The organism is Pantoea sp. S62, assembly GCF_016658625.1.
In the GTDB taxonomy this organism is placed as follows: domain Bacteria; phylum Pseudomonadota; class Gammaproteobacteria; order Enterobacterales; family Enterobacteriaceae; genus Pantoea; species Pantoea vagans.
Genome location: NZ_JACVVI010000020.1, coordinates 1 through 17,590, shown reverse-complemented (window position 1 = coordinate 17,590; position 17,590 = coordinate 1). Strand labels below are relative to the sequence as shown.

At 55.4% G+C, this 17,590-nt stretch carries 27 protein-coding genes; 21 read left to right on the top strand and 6 right to left on the bottom strand.

Translation table 11 applies throughout. The annotated features are described in order from the left end of the window. Window positions 1-27 precede the first annotated feature (27 nt). Window positions 28-258 carry a hypothetical protein gene (locus IBT54_RS21700; protein ID WP_201253043.1) on the bottom strand — a complete coding sequence of 77 codons (231 nt, stop codon included), beginning with the start codon at window positions 256-258 and terminating at the stop codon, window positions 28-30. Between the two features lie 134 nt (window positions 259-392). On the opposite strand from IBT54_RS21700, the gene IBT54_RS21695 reads away from it, so the two are divergent. Together IBT54_RS21695 and IBT54_RS21690 are read left to right on the top strand one after the other, a co-directional pair. Beyond that, window positions 393-581 (top strand): hypothetical protein, encoded by a 189-nt coding sequence (locus IBT54_RS21695; RefSeq protein WP_010248751.1) that lies wholly within the window; start codon window positions 393-395, stop codon window positions 579-581. Between the two features lie 9 nt (window positions 582-590). Continuing rightward, window positions 591-830 carry a DinI-like family protein gene (locus IBT54_RS21690; protein ID WP_163850368.1) on the top strand — a complete coding sequence of 80 codons (240 nt, stop codon included), beginning with the start codon at window positions 591-593 and terminating at the stop codon, window positions 828-830. 194 nt (window positions 831-1,024) lie between these two features. On the opposite strand, the gene IBT54_RS21685 is transcribed toward IBT54_RS21690, so the two are convergent. After that, window positions 1,025-1,693, bottom strand: a complete 669-nt coding sequence (locus IBT54_RS21685; RefSeq protein WP_370585207.1) for a winged helix-turn-helix domain-containing protein — start codon at window positions 1,691-1,693, stop codon at window positions 1,025-1,027. Window positions 1,694-1,966: 273 nt separating this feature from the next. Next, window positions 1,967-2,563: an undecaprenyl-diphosphatase gene (locus IBT54_RS21680; protein ID WP_201253042.1), complete on the bottom strand. Its 597-nt coding sequence runs from the start codon at window positions 2,561-2,563 to the stop codon at window positions 1,967-1,969. Between the two features lie 912 nt (window positions 2,564-3,475). On the opposite strand from IBT54_RS21680, the gene IBT54_RS21675 reads away from it, so the two are divergent. Then, window positions 3,476-3,712 (top strand): hypothetical protein, encoded by a 237-nt coding sequence (locus tag IBT54_RS21675; RefSeq protein WP_111534594.1) that lies wholly within the window; start codon window positions 3,476-3,478, stop codon window positions 3,710-3,712. A 113-nt stretch (window positions 3,713-3,825) separates the two neighbouring features. Then, entirely contained in the window at window positions 3,826-4,521 is a 696-nt protein-coding gene (locus IBT54_RS21670; RefSeq protein WP_236263615.1) for a hypothetical protein, read from the top strand. Between the two features lie 37 nt (window positions 4,522-4,558). Here the strand turns inward: IBT54_RS21670 and IBT54_RS21665 are convergent, their stop codons facing one another. Together IBT54_RS21665 and IBT54_RS21660 are read right to left on the bottom strand one after the other, a co-directional pair. Next, the gene (locus IBT54_RS21665; RefSeq protein WP_187512411.1) at window positions 4,559-5,599 is read right to left on the bottom strand and encodes a phage portal protein; all 1,041 of its coding nucleotides are present in this window, start codon (window positions 5,597-5,599) and stop codon (window positions 4,559-4,561) included. Continuing rightward, entirely contained in the window at window positions 5,599-7,365 is a 1,767-nt protein-coding gene (locus tag IBT54_RS21660; protein WP_201253069.1) for a terminase ATPase subunit family protein, read from the bottom strand. Before IBT54_RS21660 ends, IBT54_RS21665 begins: the two co-directional genes overlap by 1 nt. 142 nt (window positions 7,366-7,507) lie before the next feature. On the opposite strand from IBT54_RS21660, the gene IBT54_RS21655 reads away from it, so the two are divergent. The 12 genes from IBT54_RS21655 to IBT54_RS21605 all read left to right on the top strand — a co-directional run bounded on the left by IBT54_RS21655 (window position 7,508) and on the right by IBT54_RS21605 (window position 13,515). Further along, window positions 7,508-8,365 (top strand): GPO family capsid scaffolding protein, encoded by an 858-nt coding sequence (locus tag IBT54_RS21655; protein WP_061902065.1) that lies wholly within the window; start codon window positions 7,508-7,510, stop codon window positions 8,363-8,365. A 44-nt stretch (window positions 8,366-8,409) separates the two neighbouring features. Next, window positions 8,410-9,624: a phage major capsid protein, P2 family gene (locus IBT54_RS21650; RefSeq protein WP_201253040.1), complete on the top strand. Its 1,215-nt coding sequence runs from the start codon at window positions 8,410-8,412 to the stop codon at window positions 9,622-9,624. Window positions 9,625-9,627: 3 nt separating this feature from the next. Further along, on the top strand, window positions 9,628-10,272 hold the full coding sequence (gene gpM, locus IBT54_RS21645; RefSeq protein ID WP_045139697.1) for a phage terminase small subunit: 645 nt from the start codon (window positions 9,628-9,630) through the stop codon (window positions 10,270-10,272). 99 nt (window positions 10,273-10,371) lie between these two features. Then, window positions 10,372-10,836, top strand: coding sequence for a head completion/stabilization protein (locus IBT54_RS21640; RefSeq protein WP_201253039.1), 465 nt, complete (start codon window positions 10,372-10,374; stop codon window positions 10,834-10,836). Then, on the top strand, window positions 10,836-11,039 hold the full coding sequence (locus IBT54_RS21635) for a tail protein X (protein ID WP_010248731.1): 204 nt from the start codon (window positions 10,836-10,838) through the stop codon (window positions 11,037-11,039). Before IBT54_RS21640 ends, IBT54_RS21635 begins: the two co-directional genes overlap by 1 nt. A 3-nt stretch (window positions 11,040-11,042) precedes the next feature. Continuing rightward, window positions 11,043-11,255, top strand: coding sequence for an HP1 family phage holin (locus tag IBT54_RS21630; protein WP_010248730.1), 213 nt, complete (start codon window positions 11,043-11,045; stop codon window positions 11,253-11,255). Then, on the top strand, window positions 11,236-11,745 hold the full coding sequence (locus IBT54_RS21625) for a lysozyme (RefSeq protein ID WP_201253038.1): 510 nt from the start codon (window positions 11,236-11,238) through the stop codon (window positions 11,743-11,745). Before IBT54_RS21630 ends, IBT54_RS21625 begins: the two co-directional genes overlap by 20 nt. A gap of 1 nt (window position 11,746) precedes the next feature. Next, a complete protein-coding gene (locus tag IBT54_RS21620) occupies window positions 11,747-12,121 on the top strand; it encodes a DNZ54_00345 family protein (protein ID WP_201253037.1) in 375 nt (124 codons plus the stop codon). Beyond that, on the top strand, window positions 12,118-12,546 hold the full coding sequence (gene lysB / locus IBT54_RS21615) for an Rz-like lysis system protein LysB (RefSeq protein WP_201253036.1): 429 nt from the start codon (window positions 12,118-12,120) through the stop codon (window positions 12,544-12,546). Before IBT54_RS21620 ends, lysB begins: the two co-directional genes overlap by 4 nt. Further along, complete coding sequence (gene lysC, locus IBT54_RS25285; protein ID WP_236263613.1) at window positions 12,440-12,679, top strand: Rz1-like lysis system protein LysC; 240 nt, start codon at window positions 12,440-12,442, stop codon at window positions 12,677-12,679. The genes lysB and lysC overlap by 107 nt, the downstream gene beginning before the upstream one ends. Beyond that, window positions 12,642-13,073, top strand: a complete 432-nt coding sequence (locus IBT54_RS21610) for a phage tail protein (protein ID WP_201253035.1) — start codon at window positions 12,642-12,644, stop codon at window positions 13,071-13,073. Before lysC ends, IBT54_RS21610 begins: the two co-directional genes overlap by 38 nt. Beyond that, window positions 13,066-13,515, top strand: a complete 450-nt coding sequence (locus tag IBT54_RS21605) for a phage virion morphogenesis protein (RefSeq protein ID WP_201253034.1) — start codon at window positions 13,066-13,068, stop codon at window positions 13,513-13,515. Before IBT54_RS21610 ends, IBT54_RS21605 begins: the two co-directional genes overlap by 8 nt. 2 nt (window positions 13,516-13,517) lie before the next feature. Here IBT54_RS21605 and IBT54_RS21600 read toward each other — a convergent pair whose 3' ends face one another. Beyond that, a complete protein-coding gene (locus IBT54_RS21600) occupies window positions 13,518-14,411 on the bottom strand; it encodes a DUF2971 domain-containing protein (RefSeq protein ID WP_201253033.1) in 894 nt (297 codons plus the stop codon). An 89-nt stretch (window positions 14,412-14,500) separates the two neighbouring features. Here IBT54_RS21600 and IBT54_RS21595 point away from each other — a divergent pair, with 89 nt between their 5' ends. The 5 genes from IBT54_RS21595 to IBT54_RS21575 form a co-directional block, all read left to right on the top strand. After that, entirely contained in the window at window positions 14,501-15,079 is a 579-nt protein-coding gene (locus IBT54_RS21595) for a phage baseplate assembly protein V (protein ID WP_201253032.1), read from the top strand. After that, complete coding sequence (locus IBT54_RS21590) at window positions 15,076-15,432, top strand: GPW/gp25 family protein (protein WP_060680966.1); 357 nt, start codon at window positions 15,076-15,078, stop codon at window positions 15,430-15,432. Before IBT54_RS21595 ends, IBT54_RS21590 begins: the two co-directional genes overlap by 4 nt. Then, complete coding sequence (locus IBT54_RS21585) at window positions 15,419-16,333, top strand: baseplate J/gp47 family protein (RefSeq protein WP_201253031.1); 915 nt, start codon at window positions 15,419-15,421, stop codon at window positions 16,331-16,333. Before IBT54_RS21590 ends, IBT54_RS21585 begins: the two co-directional genes overlap by 14 nt. Then, window positions 16,330-16,941 (top strand): phage tail protein I, encoded by a 612-nt coding sequence (locus IBT54_RS21580; RefSeq protein ID WP_201253030.1) that lies wholly within the window; start codon window positions 16,330-16,332, stop codon window positions 16,939-16,941. Before IBT54_RS21585 ends, IBT54_RS21580 begins: the two co-directional genes overlap by 4 nt. Beyond that, the coding region (locus tag IBT54_RS21575; RefSeq protein ID WP_201253029.1) for a phage tail protein at window positions 16,938-17,590 on the top strand (653 nt) is incomplete at its 3' end. The genes IBT54_RS21580 and IBT54_RS21575, both read left to right, overlap by 4 nt.

Below are 17,590 nucleotides of genomic sequence, written 5' to 3'. Positions count from 1 at the left end.
CAGCATGTCTACCACCTTTGGTGATCTCTAAATATCGCCAGCTAATCGCTGTCCGCGAATAACTGTCACTTCATATTTGAGCAGGACTGCTTTCTGCTGACATAACGCAATCGCTTTTTGCCATTTTATCTTGTCGGGTGCCAATGGGTCATAGGCGGAAAGCCGCACTTCCAGCAGTGTTCTGCCTGTTCCAACCTCACCGGCAATGAGGTATGCAGCACGTAACGGAGAGTGAAGTTCGATGCATGCTTTTCTCATAAGTTGTTGGTCCTCATAGCTATTAAATTTTCAAATTTACGCGAGTAGGGCCATTTTAACTTAAAAAACAGTTCACATTTGATAACTCATACTATACTGTACGCATATACAGTTGTTGTGTCGAGGGAGGGCAAATGAGCGATCATCTTCTGGAAGAAATTAAACTCCAGCGTATTGATTTTATTCTTAAAAAAGTTGCTTTTGATACGTGTGATTTCGAAGAAAAGGAAATGGCAATTCACTGGTTAGTAGAGTTATCAGGTGAATTGATGGCTGAGGTTAGAAAAGCCAAATCATTTAAATCTGAAGTCGAACGCCATTGAGAGGGACTTATGCATATTGAAATCATGATTAACAAAGAGCCGAAAATCAGTGAAGACATTCTCAGCGCCCTTGAAGCTGAGCTTTACAGAAATTTCCTGCCGGTTTACCCCGAAACAAGTATTCGCATCCGTAAGGGTAGTGCTAACGGAGTGGTCCTGAGCGGAGTCAGACAGGACGATGATAAAAAGAATGTTATGGATATTCTGCAGGCAGTATGGGAAGACGATAGCTGGCAGTATCAACACTGATAACGTTGCTGGCGTCAAAATTTATTTTGTCGCTGGCAAGGTTGAACAACGAGCAATTGCGAGGCGTTAGCCGTGGTGGTCATTTTGAAAATGATCGTCCGCTTTGTGCCAGAAGCGGACACTGACCTTCGCTTAGTTCGCCTTATACCTATGGCGTATTTTCTTATATCAGCGACCAGTGGGTGCAGCCTGTTCTATTGTGGCCGAAAAATGTATCCCAGCCTGCGGATGCTCTTAATCTGAAATCCGGAGCCCTGGCACAGCTTCTTTTTAAGGCGACATATCAGCACGTTAATCACAGCCGGATTCCGCAGGTCTGCGTCGGAATAAAGCTGATTCATTATTTCATCTCTTGTCACGACCTTTCCGTTTTTTTTCATCAGGCATTCAGCAACGATGTACTCAAAGCTGGTCAGCTCCACTTCGGTACCATCCTTTGTCAGCTGCTTTGACGATATGTCCAGCTCATAAGGCGGCAGCGCTATCCTGTTCTGTGAGTGCGCCTGAGTAAGTCGGACCAGGGCACTCACGCGCGCGACAAACTCCTCCGGCTCAATTTCTCCGGACACGATATCATCTGCGCCTGCTTCAAAGGCAGCAATCCGGAGCGCTTTCGAACTTTCAGTCGCCGTGACAACCACCGGCATTCTGTGTCCCTGTTTACGGCAGTGCCTGATAAGTGCGCAGTGCTTTTCGCAGAGAACGCGGGTACTAATGATAAACACATTCGGGCAAAACATTTTAAGCGAACGCAGTGCGTTATCGGCGTCTGAAAAGGTATCAGTCAGGGACCCGGGTTGCGATATCAGTGTGGAGGCATAGCGGGAAGATGCCTGATTTCTGTCAAATATCAGAATTCGCATTTCAGAGGTCCACAAGTTAAATAAAAGTTAAAAAAACTTAACTTAACTTAGCAGTTAAAGCACAAATTGCCAACTCATGAGCATGGGCATAACTCGCTTTTAAGCGCCCGGGTCTTTCTTCCCATCCGTTAAAATTCTCTATAGCAACGGGGAGTAAGATGAGTAACCAAAGCGATCGGCTGGCGTTATCCATCCTGCTCGCGGTCATCTGTCCGCTGGTATCCTCCTGCATGAATTATTTAAAAAATTTAAGTAATTTGGGTTTTAAAGAAATTACGGTGTAAATCCGACCGGCAACCAGGAAAAAAGACGCGTGCTAATGTACTCACAAACTGAAGTCAGTTTCTCCTTCATCAAAGGCCAGAGATAGCGAACAAGCAGGCAGGCCAGCACGGAAACCAGAGCGGCTCCCGCCATATCCAGTGGGAAATGCACGCCGAGAAACACCCGCGACCATGCCACAAAAAGTGACAGCAACAGAATCAGACCGCCACCTGTCCGCGCCCCGGCAAGGAATAGCGACAGGCCTGCACTGAAGAACAGCGTGGCATGGTCGCTGGGGAATGATGTGTCCGACGCATGGTAAATCCAGGTGTGCCCCAGTGGCACCATAAATGGTCGGGGATGAAACCAGATGGTCGTGCAGATAAATCCCAGGCCCAGCGCCATAAGGATGGTGACCAGGGAGAAGAGTGCGCGCTGATGTCCGGCCTTCCCCCCAAGAAACCACTTTCCCAGAAGCGTCAGCGGGATAATATAAAGCGTGTACTGCGCGCAGAAAGTGGCGAAAGTTATCCAGCCAGCTGGTGTACCCGGGCCTGCGTTCAGGGACAGAAACCAGCTTCGGTTCAGGAGCTCAAGGCTGTTCATAATAAAATATTAAATCCGGTCAGAAAAAGAGTGGCCCTATTCTGACCGACTGAGTTTAATAAAACCTTAATACAGACTTTCCCCTGCTGACTTAGGGTGGATCAGGGGTACCTTCAGTTGCGGCAGGAAAATTATCGACGTCCGCTTTTCGCTCAAAGCGGATCTTCAGCTTTGTTAGCTTATCTGCTTCGTTTCTCAAGCGGTCATTTGGTTAGTGTTTTCATTTCCCTCGTAATGCATGTCTATGCTGCATGAGATCGCATGATCGTTTAAGGATCGGCTTAACGCTGCACCGCCAGTTCTGGCGGGCTTTTGCTTATATCATGCACCTGCATGAAAACCGCTACATAAAGCGGGCAGGCGTGGCGGGGCTACGAGCGCGCGCTGATGGGGACAGATGGTCAGAGTGCGGCGCAATTTCCGGGCCGCTGGCGTCTCGGTGGGAACAGGACAGGTTAGAGGTTGAAAAAAAAGAGCGCCTCGCAGGATGGTGCTGAGGCGCTCTGGTGGGTATTTGATGAAATCAGCCATGAATGTACTAACTCAGCAAGTCGAGAATTGAAGCTACATTAAGATACCGTACTGAAACATTGCAGTGAAGTGTCAAAGCTTGCCATTCCTTCCTTCAAAACTTTAAGCAGTAAATTTTATCGTGTTGTGCGAATTTTGCACTTGATTAAATGGCTGGCTGCAACTTAAGTTAAGTGAGCTTTTAAAGATGACGTTGTTAATTACGGTCAAAAGGTGGTCAACCCAAAACAGAACTATGAAGGATAAGTTCTGTCTAATCTGTACAGATAAAGCGCTTAATGCCGTGGCGCATCTGTGCTAAACTTCGCCGCCCCATACGGGCAGTACCTGTAAATCGTTAAGAATTGAACCGTTTTACGTGGGAAGGTTAAGGAGGTTTGTATGCAAGAGTTAGTGATGAAAATGTTCGGTCTGAATGGTTATGTGGCAGGTGGTAAGGCCATGGCTGATCGCTTAGAAAAGTCCGGAGTTAAGGACATACGCGTTGTTGGTCGCGGTTCGGTTATCGTGCATGATAACGGAGAGAAGTTGTCTCATTACCGTGAAGCAGCTAAGCGTTTTGTAGAGCAAGACGCTAATGCTGTTGCTGCAGGAAGCAAGGACAGCGACGACGACTAATGTTCGCACTTCTCATAATTCCATTGCTCGCTAGTGGGCAGATAATAATTTCCTCACCATACAGAATCAAAACCTACTTCCGCTTACACAGATATGATGGCCAGCTTCTCTACATGAAGGTGGCCACATATGGCATATGGTGTCTGATCGCCTCTGTCTGCGCCGCTTATCTGATGAAATGGCTTGTACCTGGCTTCACTTTAGCAACATGGCTAACAGCATGGATTGACCTCAGCAATAATTCGAAAGATAACCGTCTGGCATCATGGCTGATACTTTTATCTCTGAGTATGGTTCTTGCTGCTGTGGTATGGACTCAGGCAGCAAAATTTGGGATCTATCTGGCAGCTAACATACTGAGCGGCTTCAAGAACGACAATGGACAGGTTGCCTTTTTCAAGCAGGTAATTAGATTGTCGGCGCTTAAAGAAATACTTTCTGAAGGTTCGCTGGGGCAACTGTTTTTTGATTCAGCTACCAAAGACAAGCCCGTACTGGTTAGCCTAAAAAGCAGGAAGGTTTATGTTGGCACGGTGAATATGATCAGCGAGCCGAATGAGAAGCAAGGTCCTAACCTTGAGGTCTCAATCAACCCCATAATGTCTGGATATAGAGAAAAAGATAATCTGCGGGTTCTTTTTTCCAACGATTACAGTGAGCTGGGTGATGTGGACACTAGCGTGATTTTTCCGATGAGTGAGGTCGCGCAGGCTTCTTGGTTTGATATGGATACGCATGAAAAGGTAGACAACAATCGAGAGCAGAAGCCTGTTTCTACCAGAAAAAGAAAGCGACAAAATCGGCGTTAAAAATCTAGCCCGGCGTAGCCGGGCTTTTTAGTGTCTGCTATTCAATATCCAGTACATACGGTGCAAACCGGATAACATCCTCACCCAGCCAGCTGTTCAGTTCCTCAAAGCGTCTCTGTAGTGGCATCAGTTCATTACGCACAAACACCTTGCTGGCCTTCTCAATATCACCAAATCCGCCGGTGTTGTTTGGAATGATCCCCATAAGTTGCGGCGGCACACGATGCACGGCCAGCATGTCATCGCGGCTCACGTTTTTGATGTTCAGAAACTCATCCTTTGCCGCCACCTCTGACAGCGGGATGATCTGGATGCCGTCCTTTTTCCCGTTCGGGCTGTACATAAAAAGGTTGCGGAAGTTGCCAGGGCCCTTTGCGCTTTTCATGGCACCACGGATATTGTCCACGTCCTGCTGGCTCTGCGCCGGGTCGGTCATGTACATGATGAAACCCGCATGGCTGCCGTTGAGGTAATACTTACGGCGGAACAGCGTAGCCGACTCATTCAGCAGCGCCGACGGAATAGCCGACAGGTAGCCCGGCAGGCCGTAAATCTCCTGATTGATGTCCGGCTCCATCAGGTGAAACACGCTGCCCTTCGCAAACTCATACGGCTCCGTGTTAATGCCATAGTGCGCATACCAGTACGTGTCTAAATCGAGGCCGCGCCGGGTGAACTTCGCCAGCGACGGCTCCAGCTTCAGCGCGTTACCGAGGCGGCTGGTCCGCTTCTCAAGATAGGCATTGCCGAAAATCAGGTAATCCAGCGCAAAGCGGCTGAACGCCTGCTGACTCAGCAGGCGGTGCGGGATAAAGGTACTCGCCAGAATATTGCACTTTACGCTGATGGGTGAGCTGTGATGCACGGCGGCGCGGAACGTGCGCGCCAGCCCGTCAACGCTCACGGGCGGTTCATACCAGCGATCATTGATAACGCACTCCACGTAGTCCAGCAGTTCGCGGCGGTCCAGCACCGGGATCGGGTCGCCAAAGGTAAACGCCTCCGACGCTGCCCCGCTGGTCATGTTATCCGGCTGCGGCACGGGCTGCGTGCGGGTGCGGTTCCTGCGTTTGCTCATCAGTAAATCTCCACAATGTTCTGCGTGTGTGCCGCCTGTCCCTGCAGCGGCTCGTTTGCCAGCGCGTGCATGGTCGCCCAGGCTAAATCGCCGTGGCTGACTTCTTCGCTGCGGCTGGTTTCATAGGTCGGACGGTTGCCGCTGGCCGTGGTGGCCTTGCGGATGGACATAAACGACTGCGCGATGTCGAGGTGGCTGGCGTCAAACTCCAGCCGCCCGCTGGCGATGGTGTCGTAAGCCTTCAGCACCAGGGCGTTCTTCACGTTCGGGTTATAAACAAACTCTTTCACCTGCGGGAAGAAGGCTTTGACGTTCTCATACACGCCCAGCCCGACGCCGGTGGAGTCGATGCCGATATAGGTGACGTTATACTGCTGCGTCAGCATCCTGATGGCGTCAGCCTGCGCCCGGAAGTCCATCCCGCGCCACTGGTGGCGCTCAAGGATGCGGAACTTACCGCCCGGCACGGCAGGCGGTGCCATGACCACACATCCGGCACTGTCGCCGTTCTGCGTGCCCTTCGCAGGGTCATAGCCGATCCAGACCTCTTTCCAGCCGAACGGCCGCAGCGCCAGCGCTTCAAAGTCAGTCCAGACTTCCCAGCTGTCCACCATGCACTTCTGCAGCATGGCCAGCTGGAACACCGACGCCAGATCGTCCATGAACACGCACATCAGCAGGTTCTGATAGTCCTCCGGGCTGTAGCGCGTGCGCAGCTGCTCCAGGTCAAACAGGTCACAGCCGCCGCGCACCGCATCTTCAACCGTGACAATCTGGCGAAACTGGCCGTCTTCACAGAGGCGACCGGCGGCCAGTGATTGATGGCTGAGGTCGATATCAACCCTGTCCGCTTTGGCCCGGCCCTTGTTGAACTGCGAGCCGGACCAGAAAGGATAAGCGCTGTGCGTCAGGCTGGACGGCGTGGAAAAGTAGGTTTCGCGCCATTTCTTGTGCAGCGCCATGCCGGACGCCACTTTCTGCAGTTCCTGAAACTTGGGTATCCAGAAATATTCATCCAGGTACAGATTGCCGTGGTAGCTCTGCGCGGTGCGGGCGTTGGTGCCTAAGAAGTACAGGCACGCGCCGTTGCTGAGCGTCATCGGGTCGCCCTTCAGGTCTACGTCCACCTCGCGGGCAAACTCAATAATGTACTGCTTGAAGACGTGCGCCTGCGCCTTACTGGCTGACAGGAAAATCTGATTGCGCCCGGTGGTCAGCGCATCGATCAGCGCCTCGCGGGCAAAAAAGAAGGTGGCCCCAATCTGGCGCGACTTCAGCAGGTTGCGTACCGAATATTTATTACCGGCTTCCCACCACTGGCGCTGATAGCCGAACATCGAGCCGTGGAAAACCTCCTGCAGCTTCTCAATCTGTTCGTCGCTGAACAGGTTCTTTTGCGGGGGCTTACGCGGACCTTTATTGCGGTTCTCCACGTTCGGGTTCAGGTCCGCTTCATTGCCGCCGTTGCTGAATTTACCGATCCGGGCGTGGCGCTCGGACTGGCGCGCCAGCAGGTCGATTTCTTTAAAGTCCTTCCCTTCCTTCTGCTCCTTCATGATGAGCTGGCAGTAGCGTGCGGCAGTGGTCAGCTGCATCTGATCCAGCGGGCCATAGTCGCCCCACTTGTCGCGCTTTTTCCAGCTGTGAACGGTTGCGGGTTTCTCTCCCAGCATTTCAGCAATGCGGGCGATGCGGTATCCCTGAAAGTACAGCAGTAAAGCCTGCCTGCGGGGATCGAGGTCGTCGGGGGCGGGTGTCATGTTCATGCAGCCAAAATACGGCCCCGCCGTTTCCTTTTCCGCCATCCCTCATTGTGTGGTTTCCCGCACAACGTCCGCGCGTTGTTTCGATACCCCTGCCGCCGCAACCATAGAGCCTCACAGAGTTTTACTGACCGGAGCCTGGACAATGGCAAAGAAAGCAAAGCGTTTTCGTATCGGGGTGGAAGGTGCCACCACGGACGGGCGCACCATCGAGCGCAGCTGGCTTGAACAGATGGCGGCAAATTACAGCCCTGAGCTGTACACCGCCGTGATCAACATGGAGCACATCAAGGGCTACACGCCAGACAGTCCATTCCGTCGCTTTGGCGTAGTGGAAGCGCTGGACGCTGAAGAAATCAGCGACGGTCCGCTGAAGGGCAAGCTGGGGCTGTACGCCCTGATCAACCCGACTGACGAGCTGGTCACGCTGACCGGCACCATGCAGAAAATATTTACCTCTATGGAAATCCGCCCGGAATTCGCGGACACCGGCGCGGCCTATCTGATTGGCCTGGCCGTGACCGACGATCCGGCCAGCCTCGGCACGGAAATGCTGCAGTTCAGCGCCAGCGCCGGGGCGAACCCGCTGGCAAACCGTAAGCAGCATCCTGACAACGTTTTCTCTGCCGCTGAAGAAACCCTGATCGAGTTTGAGGATGTGGCCGACGAAAAGCCCGCCCTGTTTACCCGCATCAAAGCGATGTTCAGCAGACAGCAGCAGACCGACGCGGCGCGCTTCAGCGACGTGCATCAGGCCGTTGAGCTGATTGCCACCGAGCAGCAGGACCTGAGCGCGCGCATTGAAACGGCGCTGAGCGAACAGGCCGACAGCCTGAAATCACATTTCAGCAGTGCGCTGGGTGAGGAAGTGCTGAAGCGCGAACAGCTGCAGGCGGACTTTACCGAACTGCAGCAGCAGCTGAGCCGGGAAGATGGCCGCCAGCAGGTCCGCCCGCGCACGCAGGGTAACGGCAGCGGCGGCGAAGTGCGCACCGACTGCTGATACAGCGGCGGCAAACCTTTTTAACGAACAGAGAAAGCGAAGCGATGAAAAATACTACCCGTTTTAAGCTGAATGCTTACATGTCGGTGCTGGCAGAAATCAACAAGATTGATCTGTCCGCGCTGAACAGCAAATTCACCATTGAGCCATCCGTGTCGCAGACGCTGGAAAGCAAAATTCAGGAGTCGTCCGCGTTCCTGCAGGCCATCAACATCATGCCTGTCAGTGAGCAGAGCGGCGAACGGCTGGGGCTGGGGATCGGCACCACCATTGCAGGCACCACCGATACCACCCAGAAAGAGCGCGAGCCGACCGATCCGACCTACATTGACGGCGATGGCTACAAATGCACGCAGACCAACTTTGACACGGCGCTGCCTTATTCGAAGCTGGACATGTGGGCGAAGTTCAGCGATTTCCAGGTGCGCATCCGTGACGCCATCGTGAAGCGTCAGGCGCTGGACCGCATCATGATCGGCTTCAACGGCCTGAAGCGTGAGAAGACCTCCAACCGCGTGCAGAACCCGCTGCTGCAGGACGTGAATATTGGCTGGCTGGAAAAAATCCGCCAGGAAAAACCGGCGCAGGTGCTGGGTCAGCACATCGGTGACGACGGCAAAGTGGTGTCGGACAAAATCACCGTGGGTAAAAACGGCCTGTTCCGTAACCTGGACGCGGTTGTTATGGGCGCGGTGTCGGAAAAAATCGGCGTGCAGTATCAGGACGACACTGAACTGGTGGTGATCTGCGGACGCCAGTTGCTGGCTGATAAGTATTTCCCGCTGGTCAACCAGAGCCAGCCCAACACCGAAGCGCTGGCCGCTGATCTGATCATCAGCCAGAAGCGCATCGGCGGCCTGCAGGCGGTCCGCGCCCCGTACTTCCCGGCGAATGCGCTGCTGATCACCCGCCTGGATAACCTGTCCATCTACTGGCAGGAAGAAACCCGCCGCCGCTCGATCATTGACAACCCGAAACGTGACCGCATCGAAAACCTTGAGTCGGTTAACGAGGCTTACGTGGTTGAGGACTATGACTGCACCTGCCTGGTGGAAAACATCGAGCTGCTGGAGCAGGAGCCGGAGAAAGAGCCGGGCGAAATGAGCGAAGCGGAAATCGCCCGCATCGCCGCCGTGGCGGCCAGTGTGGTGAAGTCCATGAGCGGCGCGGGCAGTTCAGCCGCCAGCGCGGACACCACGCAGACCGGTGATACCGGTGATGCCGGTGATGCCGGTGATGGCAGCAAAGGCGGAGCGTAACCCGTGACTAACCCTTTCCGCGCGCATACGCGCTTTATTCAGGCACAGGAGGCCGCCCGGTCGGGCGGCAGTGGCCGCAGCACAAAGGGCTATGACCTGATGCTGCTGCAGCTGAACGAAGACCGCCGCCGCCTCAAGGGCATTCAGTCCAACGTCCGAAAGGCCGAAATCAAGGTGGAAGTGCTGCCGAAGTACGCCGCCTGGGCTGAGGGCGTGCTGAGTGCTGACGGCGCGCAGCAGGACGACGTGCTGATGTACGTGATGCTGTGGCGCGTTGACGCCGGTGACTATGCCGGTGCGCTCGCGATTGGCCGCCACGCGCTGAAACACGGCTGGGCGATGCCGCTGGGAAGCCGCACCACGGCGACGGTGCTGGCCGAAGAAATTGCCGACGCGGCAAAGGCGGCCATCCTGGCAAAGACGCCTTTTGATCCGGCGCTGCTGCTGGAGGCGCTGGAGGTGGTGGACGCACACGACATGCCCGATCAGTCGCGCGCCCGTCTGCACAAGTCCATCGGCTGGGTGCTGACGGAAAGCAGCCCTGCATCCGCGCTGAACCATCTGAAGCGCGCCCTGCAGCTGGACGAAAAGTGCGGCGTTAAAAAAGACATTGAGCAGCTGGAGCGGAAGATCCGTAACGCCAGCTGATAACCGGACGTGCCCACGCGCGGGGCGGCACGGGGTGGCGACAGGCAGCGCCGCATCAAAACCCCGTCCACCGCCCACCTATTCAGGAGTAACAGAGCAATGGAATTTATCGCGCCACAGAAGGCGACGGCAGCGCCGGACATCATCCCCAATAACTCATTCTGGCCGGATGTCGATCTGGCGAAGTTCCGCAGCGTCATGCGCGTTGACGGCACCGTGACGCCGGAGCGTCTGCGTCAGGTGGTGCTGACCGCAATGGCGGAAGTTAACGCGGAGCTTTACCCGTGGCGTGAGCGGCAGGAGCTGGCCGGTCATAACGGCCTGGCCGACGTTCCGGCTGAGAAGCTGGCCGGTGAGAGCGTGCGCCTGCATCACTACATGAATGCGGTGTGGTGCTGGACGCGCGCGGTGCTGAACGAGCGCTATCAGGACTTTGACGCCACAGCCTCAGCCGTGAAGCGCGGCGAAGAACTGAATGATGCCAGCGGCGACCTGTGGCGCGATGCGCGCTGGGCCATCAGCCGCGTGCAGGACATGCCGCACTGCACCGTGGAGCTTATCTGATGAAAGTGCGTGCGCAGCAGTATGACACGGTGGACGCACTCTGCTGGCGTCACTACGGGCGCACACAGGGGATGACGGAACAGGTACTGCAGGCAAATCCGGGGCTGGCGGAGCACGGCCCCCTCTTACCGCACGGGCTGGAGGTGGAGTTGCCGGACGTGACAACGACGGCCACCGTGCAGGCCGTCCAGCTTTGGGACTGAATCATGTGGGAAAAAATCAGCACCTTTATCACCTGGTGCATGGCGGTAGTGATGGCGTGGCTGGGAGGCATGGACCTGAAGGACATGTCCACCGTCGCCGGGGTATTCATCGGCCTGCTGATGGCGCTTATCAGCTGGTACTACAAACACAAAACCTATCAGTTGCTGCTGAGCGGACGCATCACGCGGGGTGATTATGAATCTGCAGATCGTTAAGCGCTGCGCCGTGGGCGTGGTGCTGGCACTGGCCGCCACGCTGCCCGGTTTTCAGCAGCTGCACACCTCCGTGGAGGGGCTGCGGCTGATTGCCGATTATGAGGGCTGCCGCCTGCAGCCGTACCAGTGCAGCGCGGGGAAGTGGACCGACGGGATCGGGAATACCTCCGGCGTGGTACCGGGCAGGTCCATCACGGAACGGCAGGCGGCGGGGAATTTCATTACCAACGTGTTGCGCACTGAGGCGGCACTGGCGCGCTGCGTGGCGGTTTCCATGCCGCAGCAGGTTTATGACGCGCTGGTGTCGCTGGCGTTCAACGTTGGCACCGGCAACGTGTGCGGCTCCACGATGGTGTCGCTGCTGAAAAAGGGTAAATGGAGCGAGGCGTGTTATCAGCTGCCGCGCTGGGTGTACGTGAAAGGCGTATTTAATCAGGGGCTGGATAACCGGCGCGGGCGTGAGCTGGCATGGTGCCTTAAAGGAGTCTGAAATGCAGATGATTAAAAAATGGTGGTTTACGGCGTCACTCACCGTCCTGCTGACGCTGGTCAGTATCAGTCACGGCAGCTTTGCGGGCTATCCGCTGGCGGCACTGCTTTGGGCGGAGTTTATCGCATGGGCTTTCATCGGTTTTTCCGGGCTGTGCTGCGCTGCAGCTTTTACCGGCGGGGAGCGTAAACGGATATTTGCCTGGCTGCTGAGGTTTGCGCAGCTGGCTGACCGCGTGCCGCTCAGGTGGTATCACCGCGTAGTTATCGCAGTGGTGATGTGGACAGCGGGATGGCAGCTGACGGTGCTCATGAGCCTGAACGCCTTGTTTTATCGCTGGATGATCAGGCCAGAGCTTAAGCAGGCTGCGGCATGACGCGCGCACTGGCAGTTATCGTGCTGATCCTGCTGCTTGTCACCGGCGTGCAGTCTTACCGGCTGAGCAGCGCCCACGGCAGGATTGATGCGCAGCAGACCACCATTGAGGGCCAGGGCAAAAAGCTTAGCCAGAAAAACAGCCAGCTGATTGCCCTGAATATCCTGACGCAGACCAGCAGCCAGGCGCAGACGCAGCTTTACGCCGCCGCTGAACGCAACGGCCAGCTGCTGCGTGACCGGCAGCGAAAGATTGAGGAACTGAAACGTGAAAATGAAGACCTTCGCCGCTGGGCTGATGCCGCTCTGCCTGATCCTGTTGTCCGGCTGCGCCAGCGACCGGCCCTCTCAGGAGGTGAATCTTACCGTGAGTGGCTGTCCGAAAATCACCCGCTGCCAGCTGGACCCGGCCTCGCCGCGAAGTAACGGCGATCTGAATGCCCTGCTGGATGAAACCGAGGCCGCCTGGGCGGCGTGCGCGGATAAGGTCGATACCATCATCAGCTGTCAGGAAAAAGACGATGAACAAGCCGCAGTCCTTACGCAGCGCTCTGAATAAGTCCGTCCCTTACGTGGCCGACAACCCGGACCGCCTGCACCTGTTCGTGGACAGCGGCCAGCTGGTCGCCACGTCCGCCGCGTCCCTGTCGTGGGAGTATCGCTACACCCTAAACGTGGTGATCACCGACTTTACCGGCGACCAGAACCTGTTGATGGCCCCGGTGCTTTTGTGGCTGCGGGAAAATCAGCCCGACGCGCTGCATAACAGTGAGGCGCGCGAAAGGCTGTTTTCGTTTGAGGTCGATATTCTGGGGAATGACCGCTGCGACATCAGTATGGACCTGAAGCTGACCGAGCGCGTGGTAGCAACCACTGTAGACGGTAAAGTCAGCATTGAGGCAATGCCCGAGCCGGACGCGCCGGAGGAAGTCTGGACGGTGAAACGTGGCTGAACTACATGAAGTGGATGCATGGCTGGCGGCGCTGCTGTCACAGCTGGAGCCTGCCGCCCGGAAGAAGATGCTGCGTGAGGTGGCGCGCGACGTGCGCCGCATTCAGCAGGCGAACATCACCGCGCAGCGTTCCCCGGACGGCACCGCATGGGAGCCGCGCCGCGTCAGCGCCCGCAGCAAAAAGGGGCGCATCCGTCGCGGCATGTTTGCGAAGCTGAAAACAGCGAAGTATCTGAAGGCGCAGGCGAATGCAGACACCGCTGAAGTTGCCTTTGTGCCGGGGGTTCAGAAGCTGGCCCGCGTCCATCACTACGGCCTGAGGGACCGGATAAGTCGTCGCGGCCCGATCGTGAAATATGCTGAACGTCCACTGCTGGGCGTGAACGGCGACGTGGAAAGCACGATTCATGGAACCCTGCTTCGTTGGTTAAATGAGGCTTAAGTTTATAAGCGCCATTTAATGGCTGCATTTAAATGATGATGTTGTTTAGCCCATCGGGCCGTTTCACCTAATACACCTTTTTCATTAAGAAAAATATCTGCGGTATATGGACTAATTAAAGGTCCCACTTTGCTAATTGGAGCATTTCCTTTTACATATTCGTATCTGAATTCATAATTCCAGTTTGCGAGCGCTGCTATTTTAAGTGCCACCGAGGTGTTCTTTAATTTATGATAGGTTTTTTTTGCGTCATCAAGCTTGCAGCGTTCGCCTAAGGTTACTCCCTTTATTGCATCTAATGGTATTGCCATTGTGTAAATGTCATATTTATTGGATGCTGTTTTTACTCTCTTGCAGTCTATTAATGATCGGGCTATGCGCCATTCTTCTTCATAACCCCACACTTCCGACTTCAAGCATATCTCTGATATTGGTAAGTCATCTCCACTTAGAAAGTAATCCATATGAAACTTAGGTCTGTGTTCAATGTACTCAATTTTAAACGCGCCCCTAAAAAAATCATGAGATTCGTCGAATTCTATCACTGCACCAGAATACTCACAGGCATAGTGCGCCCACATTAAATGGGAGCTTTCATTTTTAGTTACGCATAACATTCCTATCGAATTGTCTATTTTCGACCTTAACTCGCGAGCATAAACATCATTACAATTATCATCGATAAAGCTTGATTCAAGGAGATAGTTTTTTATATCTCTGGCTGGAGAAAGCACATCAAAATGTAATTCGAGATTACCCTCCATCCCAACATGAGGATTATATACTTCAACAGCAAGTTCAAAAGGATCATTAAAAGCGCCTGGTTGAGTAAAGCGAACGCTTCCTGCGAGAATTTTCTCAAGCGTTTCGATGCTGACATATTTAAAAAAAGACATAGCCGTCCTGCTTTGTAGTTTGCTTTGTGTAATTCCTCACACAATACCATTTCGGTGAATGCTTTCAATTTTAAAGGCATCTTTCCTTCATGAACGAAAAACTCACCGAAATTATGCGCCTTATCACCAACCTGATCCGCACCGGCATTGTGTCCGAAGTGGACCCGGTGAACTGGCTGTGCCGGGTGAAAACGGGTGACCTCGAAACCAACTGGATTAACTGGCTCACCCTGCGCGCCGGTAATACGCGCACATGGTGGCAGCCCACCGTCGGGGAACAGGTTGTGCTGCTGAGCCTGGGCGGCAATCTTGAAACCGCTTTTGCGCTGCCCGCCATTTATTCCGAAGCCTTCCCGCCGCCCGACTATTCAGAAGACGGCACCACCACTGTGTTTAAGGACGGTGGCTGGTTTCAGTACGAGCCGGAAAACGGCCAGCTGCTGATAAAGAACATCAGGAGCGTGCGCATTGAAGCGGCGGACGGCATTCAGCTGATCACCGATGCGCTGGGGATAGAGGCCAGCCAGACACGGATTAACGGTGACATCACGATGAACGGTGATGTGACCCACGGCGGCGGTTCAATGAGTTCTAACGGCGTGATTGCTGATAAGCACTTACACAACAAAGTGAAGACCGGCACCGATATGTCAGGAGGCCCGCAATGATGTATCTCGGCATGAACCGCGACAACGGCAAAGCCATTACCGATATCGATCACATCCGGCAGAGCATGCGCGACATCCTGATCACCCCGGAAGGCAGCCGCATCGCCCGGCGTGATTACGGCTCGCTGCTGTCGGTGCTGATTGACCAGCCACAGAACGACGTGATCCGCCTGCAGGTAATGGCGGCGGTGTATGTCGCCATCAGCCGCTGGGAGCCTCGCGTGAGGCTGAGCACCGTAAACCTTACCAGCGACTTTGACGGCTCTATGGTGGTTGAGCTGACCGGCCAGCGGGATGACGGTTCGCCGGTTGCTATGTCTGTACCAACGGGGGTGAACAGTGGCAGTAATTGACCTTTCCCAGCTGCCCGCACCGCAGATTATTGAGGTGCCGGACTTTGAAACGCTGCTCGCAGAGCGCAAAGAGGCGCTGATTGCGCTTTATCCGGCGGATGAACAGGCCGCCATGCGCCGCGTGCTGGCGCTGGAGTCTGAACCGATTGTGAAAAGTCTGCAGGAAAACACCTACCGCGAAATCCTGTTGCGCCAGCGCATCAATGAGGCTGCGCAGGCGGTAATGGTGGCCTACGCAATCGGCAGCGATCTGGACCAGCAGGCCGCCCGCAATAACGTGAAGCGACTGACCATCACGCCTGCGAATCCCGACGCGGTGCCGCCGGTGGATGCAGTGATGGAATCAGACGACGCACTGCGCGTCCGCGTGCCGGAGGCGTTTGAGGGGCTGAGCGTGGCCGGACCGACGGGCGCGTATGAGTTTCACGCTAAAAGCGCCGATGGCCGGGTGCAGGACGTGTCCGCTATCAGCCCGTCACCGGCGACAGTACTGATCACTGTCCTGAGTCGCGAAGGTGACGGCACGGCGGCAGCGGATTTGCTGACTACAGTGGACACAGCACTGAGCGCCGACAGCGTGCGCCCGGTAGCCGACCGTGTGACGGTTCAGGGGGCAACTATCCGCAGCTACAGCGTGAAGGCCAGGCTGCACCTGTTCGACGGCGTGGCCGCTGGTCCCTGCCTTGAGGCGGCAAACGCTAATCTGGCGGCTTACCTTACCGAACAGAAAAAGCTGGGGCGCAGCGTGCGGCGTGAGTCCTACGGGGCGGTGATGCGTGTGGCCGGTGTGGACTGGGTGGAAATCACCGAACCGTCGGAGGACATCATCATGGACCGCACGCAGGCGGGTTACTGCACCGGCACGGACATTTCCGTGGCGGGCGATCAGGGGGTGACATGAGCAACAGCAGCCTGATGCCGCCCGGTTCGTCTGCGCTGGAGCGCCGTTTAGCGCAGGCGTGCAGCGGGATTACCGCGCTGAACGTGCCGCTGCGCGACCTGTGGAACCCGGCCACCTGCCCGGTGAGCTTTCTGCCCTATCTGGCCTGGGCGTTTTCAGTAGACCGCTGGGACGAAAGCTGGGCGGAGAGCGTCAAGCGGCAGGTGGTGAGCGATGCGTTTTACATCCATCAGCACAAAGGCACCATCAGCGCCATCCGTCGCGTGGTTGAGCCGTTCGGCTTTCTGATCCGGGTTATTGAGTGGTGGAAAACCAGTGAGACGCCGGGCACGTTCCGGCTGGATATTGGCGTGCAGGACCAGGGAATTACTGAAGAAACCTATCAGGAGCTTGAGCGGCTGATCAGCGATGCAAAACCCTGCAGCCGTCAACTGCTGGGAATGTCCATCAACCTGCAGGTCAGCGGTGAAACACGCATGGCAGCAGCCAGCTATGACGGTGATGACCTGACCGTTTATCCGTACACCCCGGAAATTATCTCCGTCAGCGGCGCGGTTTATGGCGGCGCGGCGGTACACGTTATTGATCTGATGGAAGTGGGACCATGACACAAAAATACTATGCGATCGTAACCAACCTGGGCGCGGCGAAGATTGCCAACGCCGCCGCGCTCGGCACAAAACTGAACATCACACAGATGGCCGTGGGGGATGGCGGCGGCACGCTGCCGACGCCGAACGCCAGCCAGACGAAGCTGGTTAACGAGGTGCGCCGCGCCGCTATCAATTCGCTGAGCATTGATGCGGCCAATGCCAGCCAGGTGATTGCTGAGCAGGTGATCCCTGAAACGGAGGGCGGATTCTGGATCCGGGAAATGGGACTGTTTGACGAGGACGGTACGCTGATTGCGGTCTGTAACACGCCGGAAACCTACAAGCCCGCGCTGCAGGAAGGCAGCGGCCGCACGCAGACCGTGCGCATGATTCTGATCATCAACAGCACCGACGCCATTACCCTGAAGATTGACCCGTCCGTGGTGCTGGCAACGCGGAAATATGTGGATGACAGTATCCTGACGGTACGCCAGTACGCGGATAAGTTACTGGCGGATCATCTTGCGGCTGAAAACCCGCATGATCAGTACCTGCAGACAGCGAATGCGCTGGCAGAAATCAAAGACGCCGGTCTGATTGCTGAGCTTCTCAAAAACCTCGGTTTAGGCGAAGGCTCTGCCGTGCCGGTAGGAGTACCGTTACC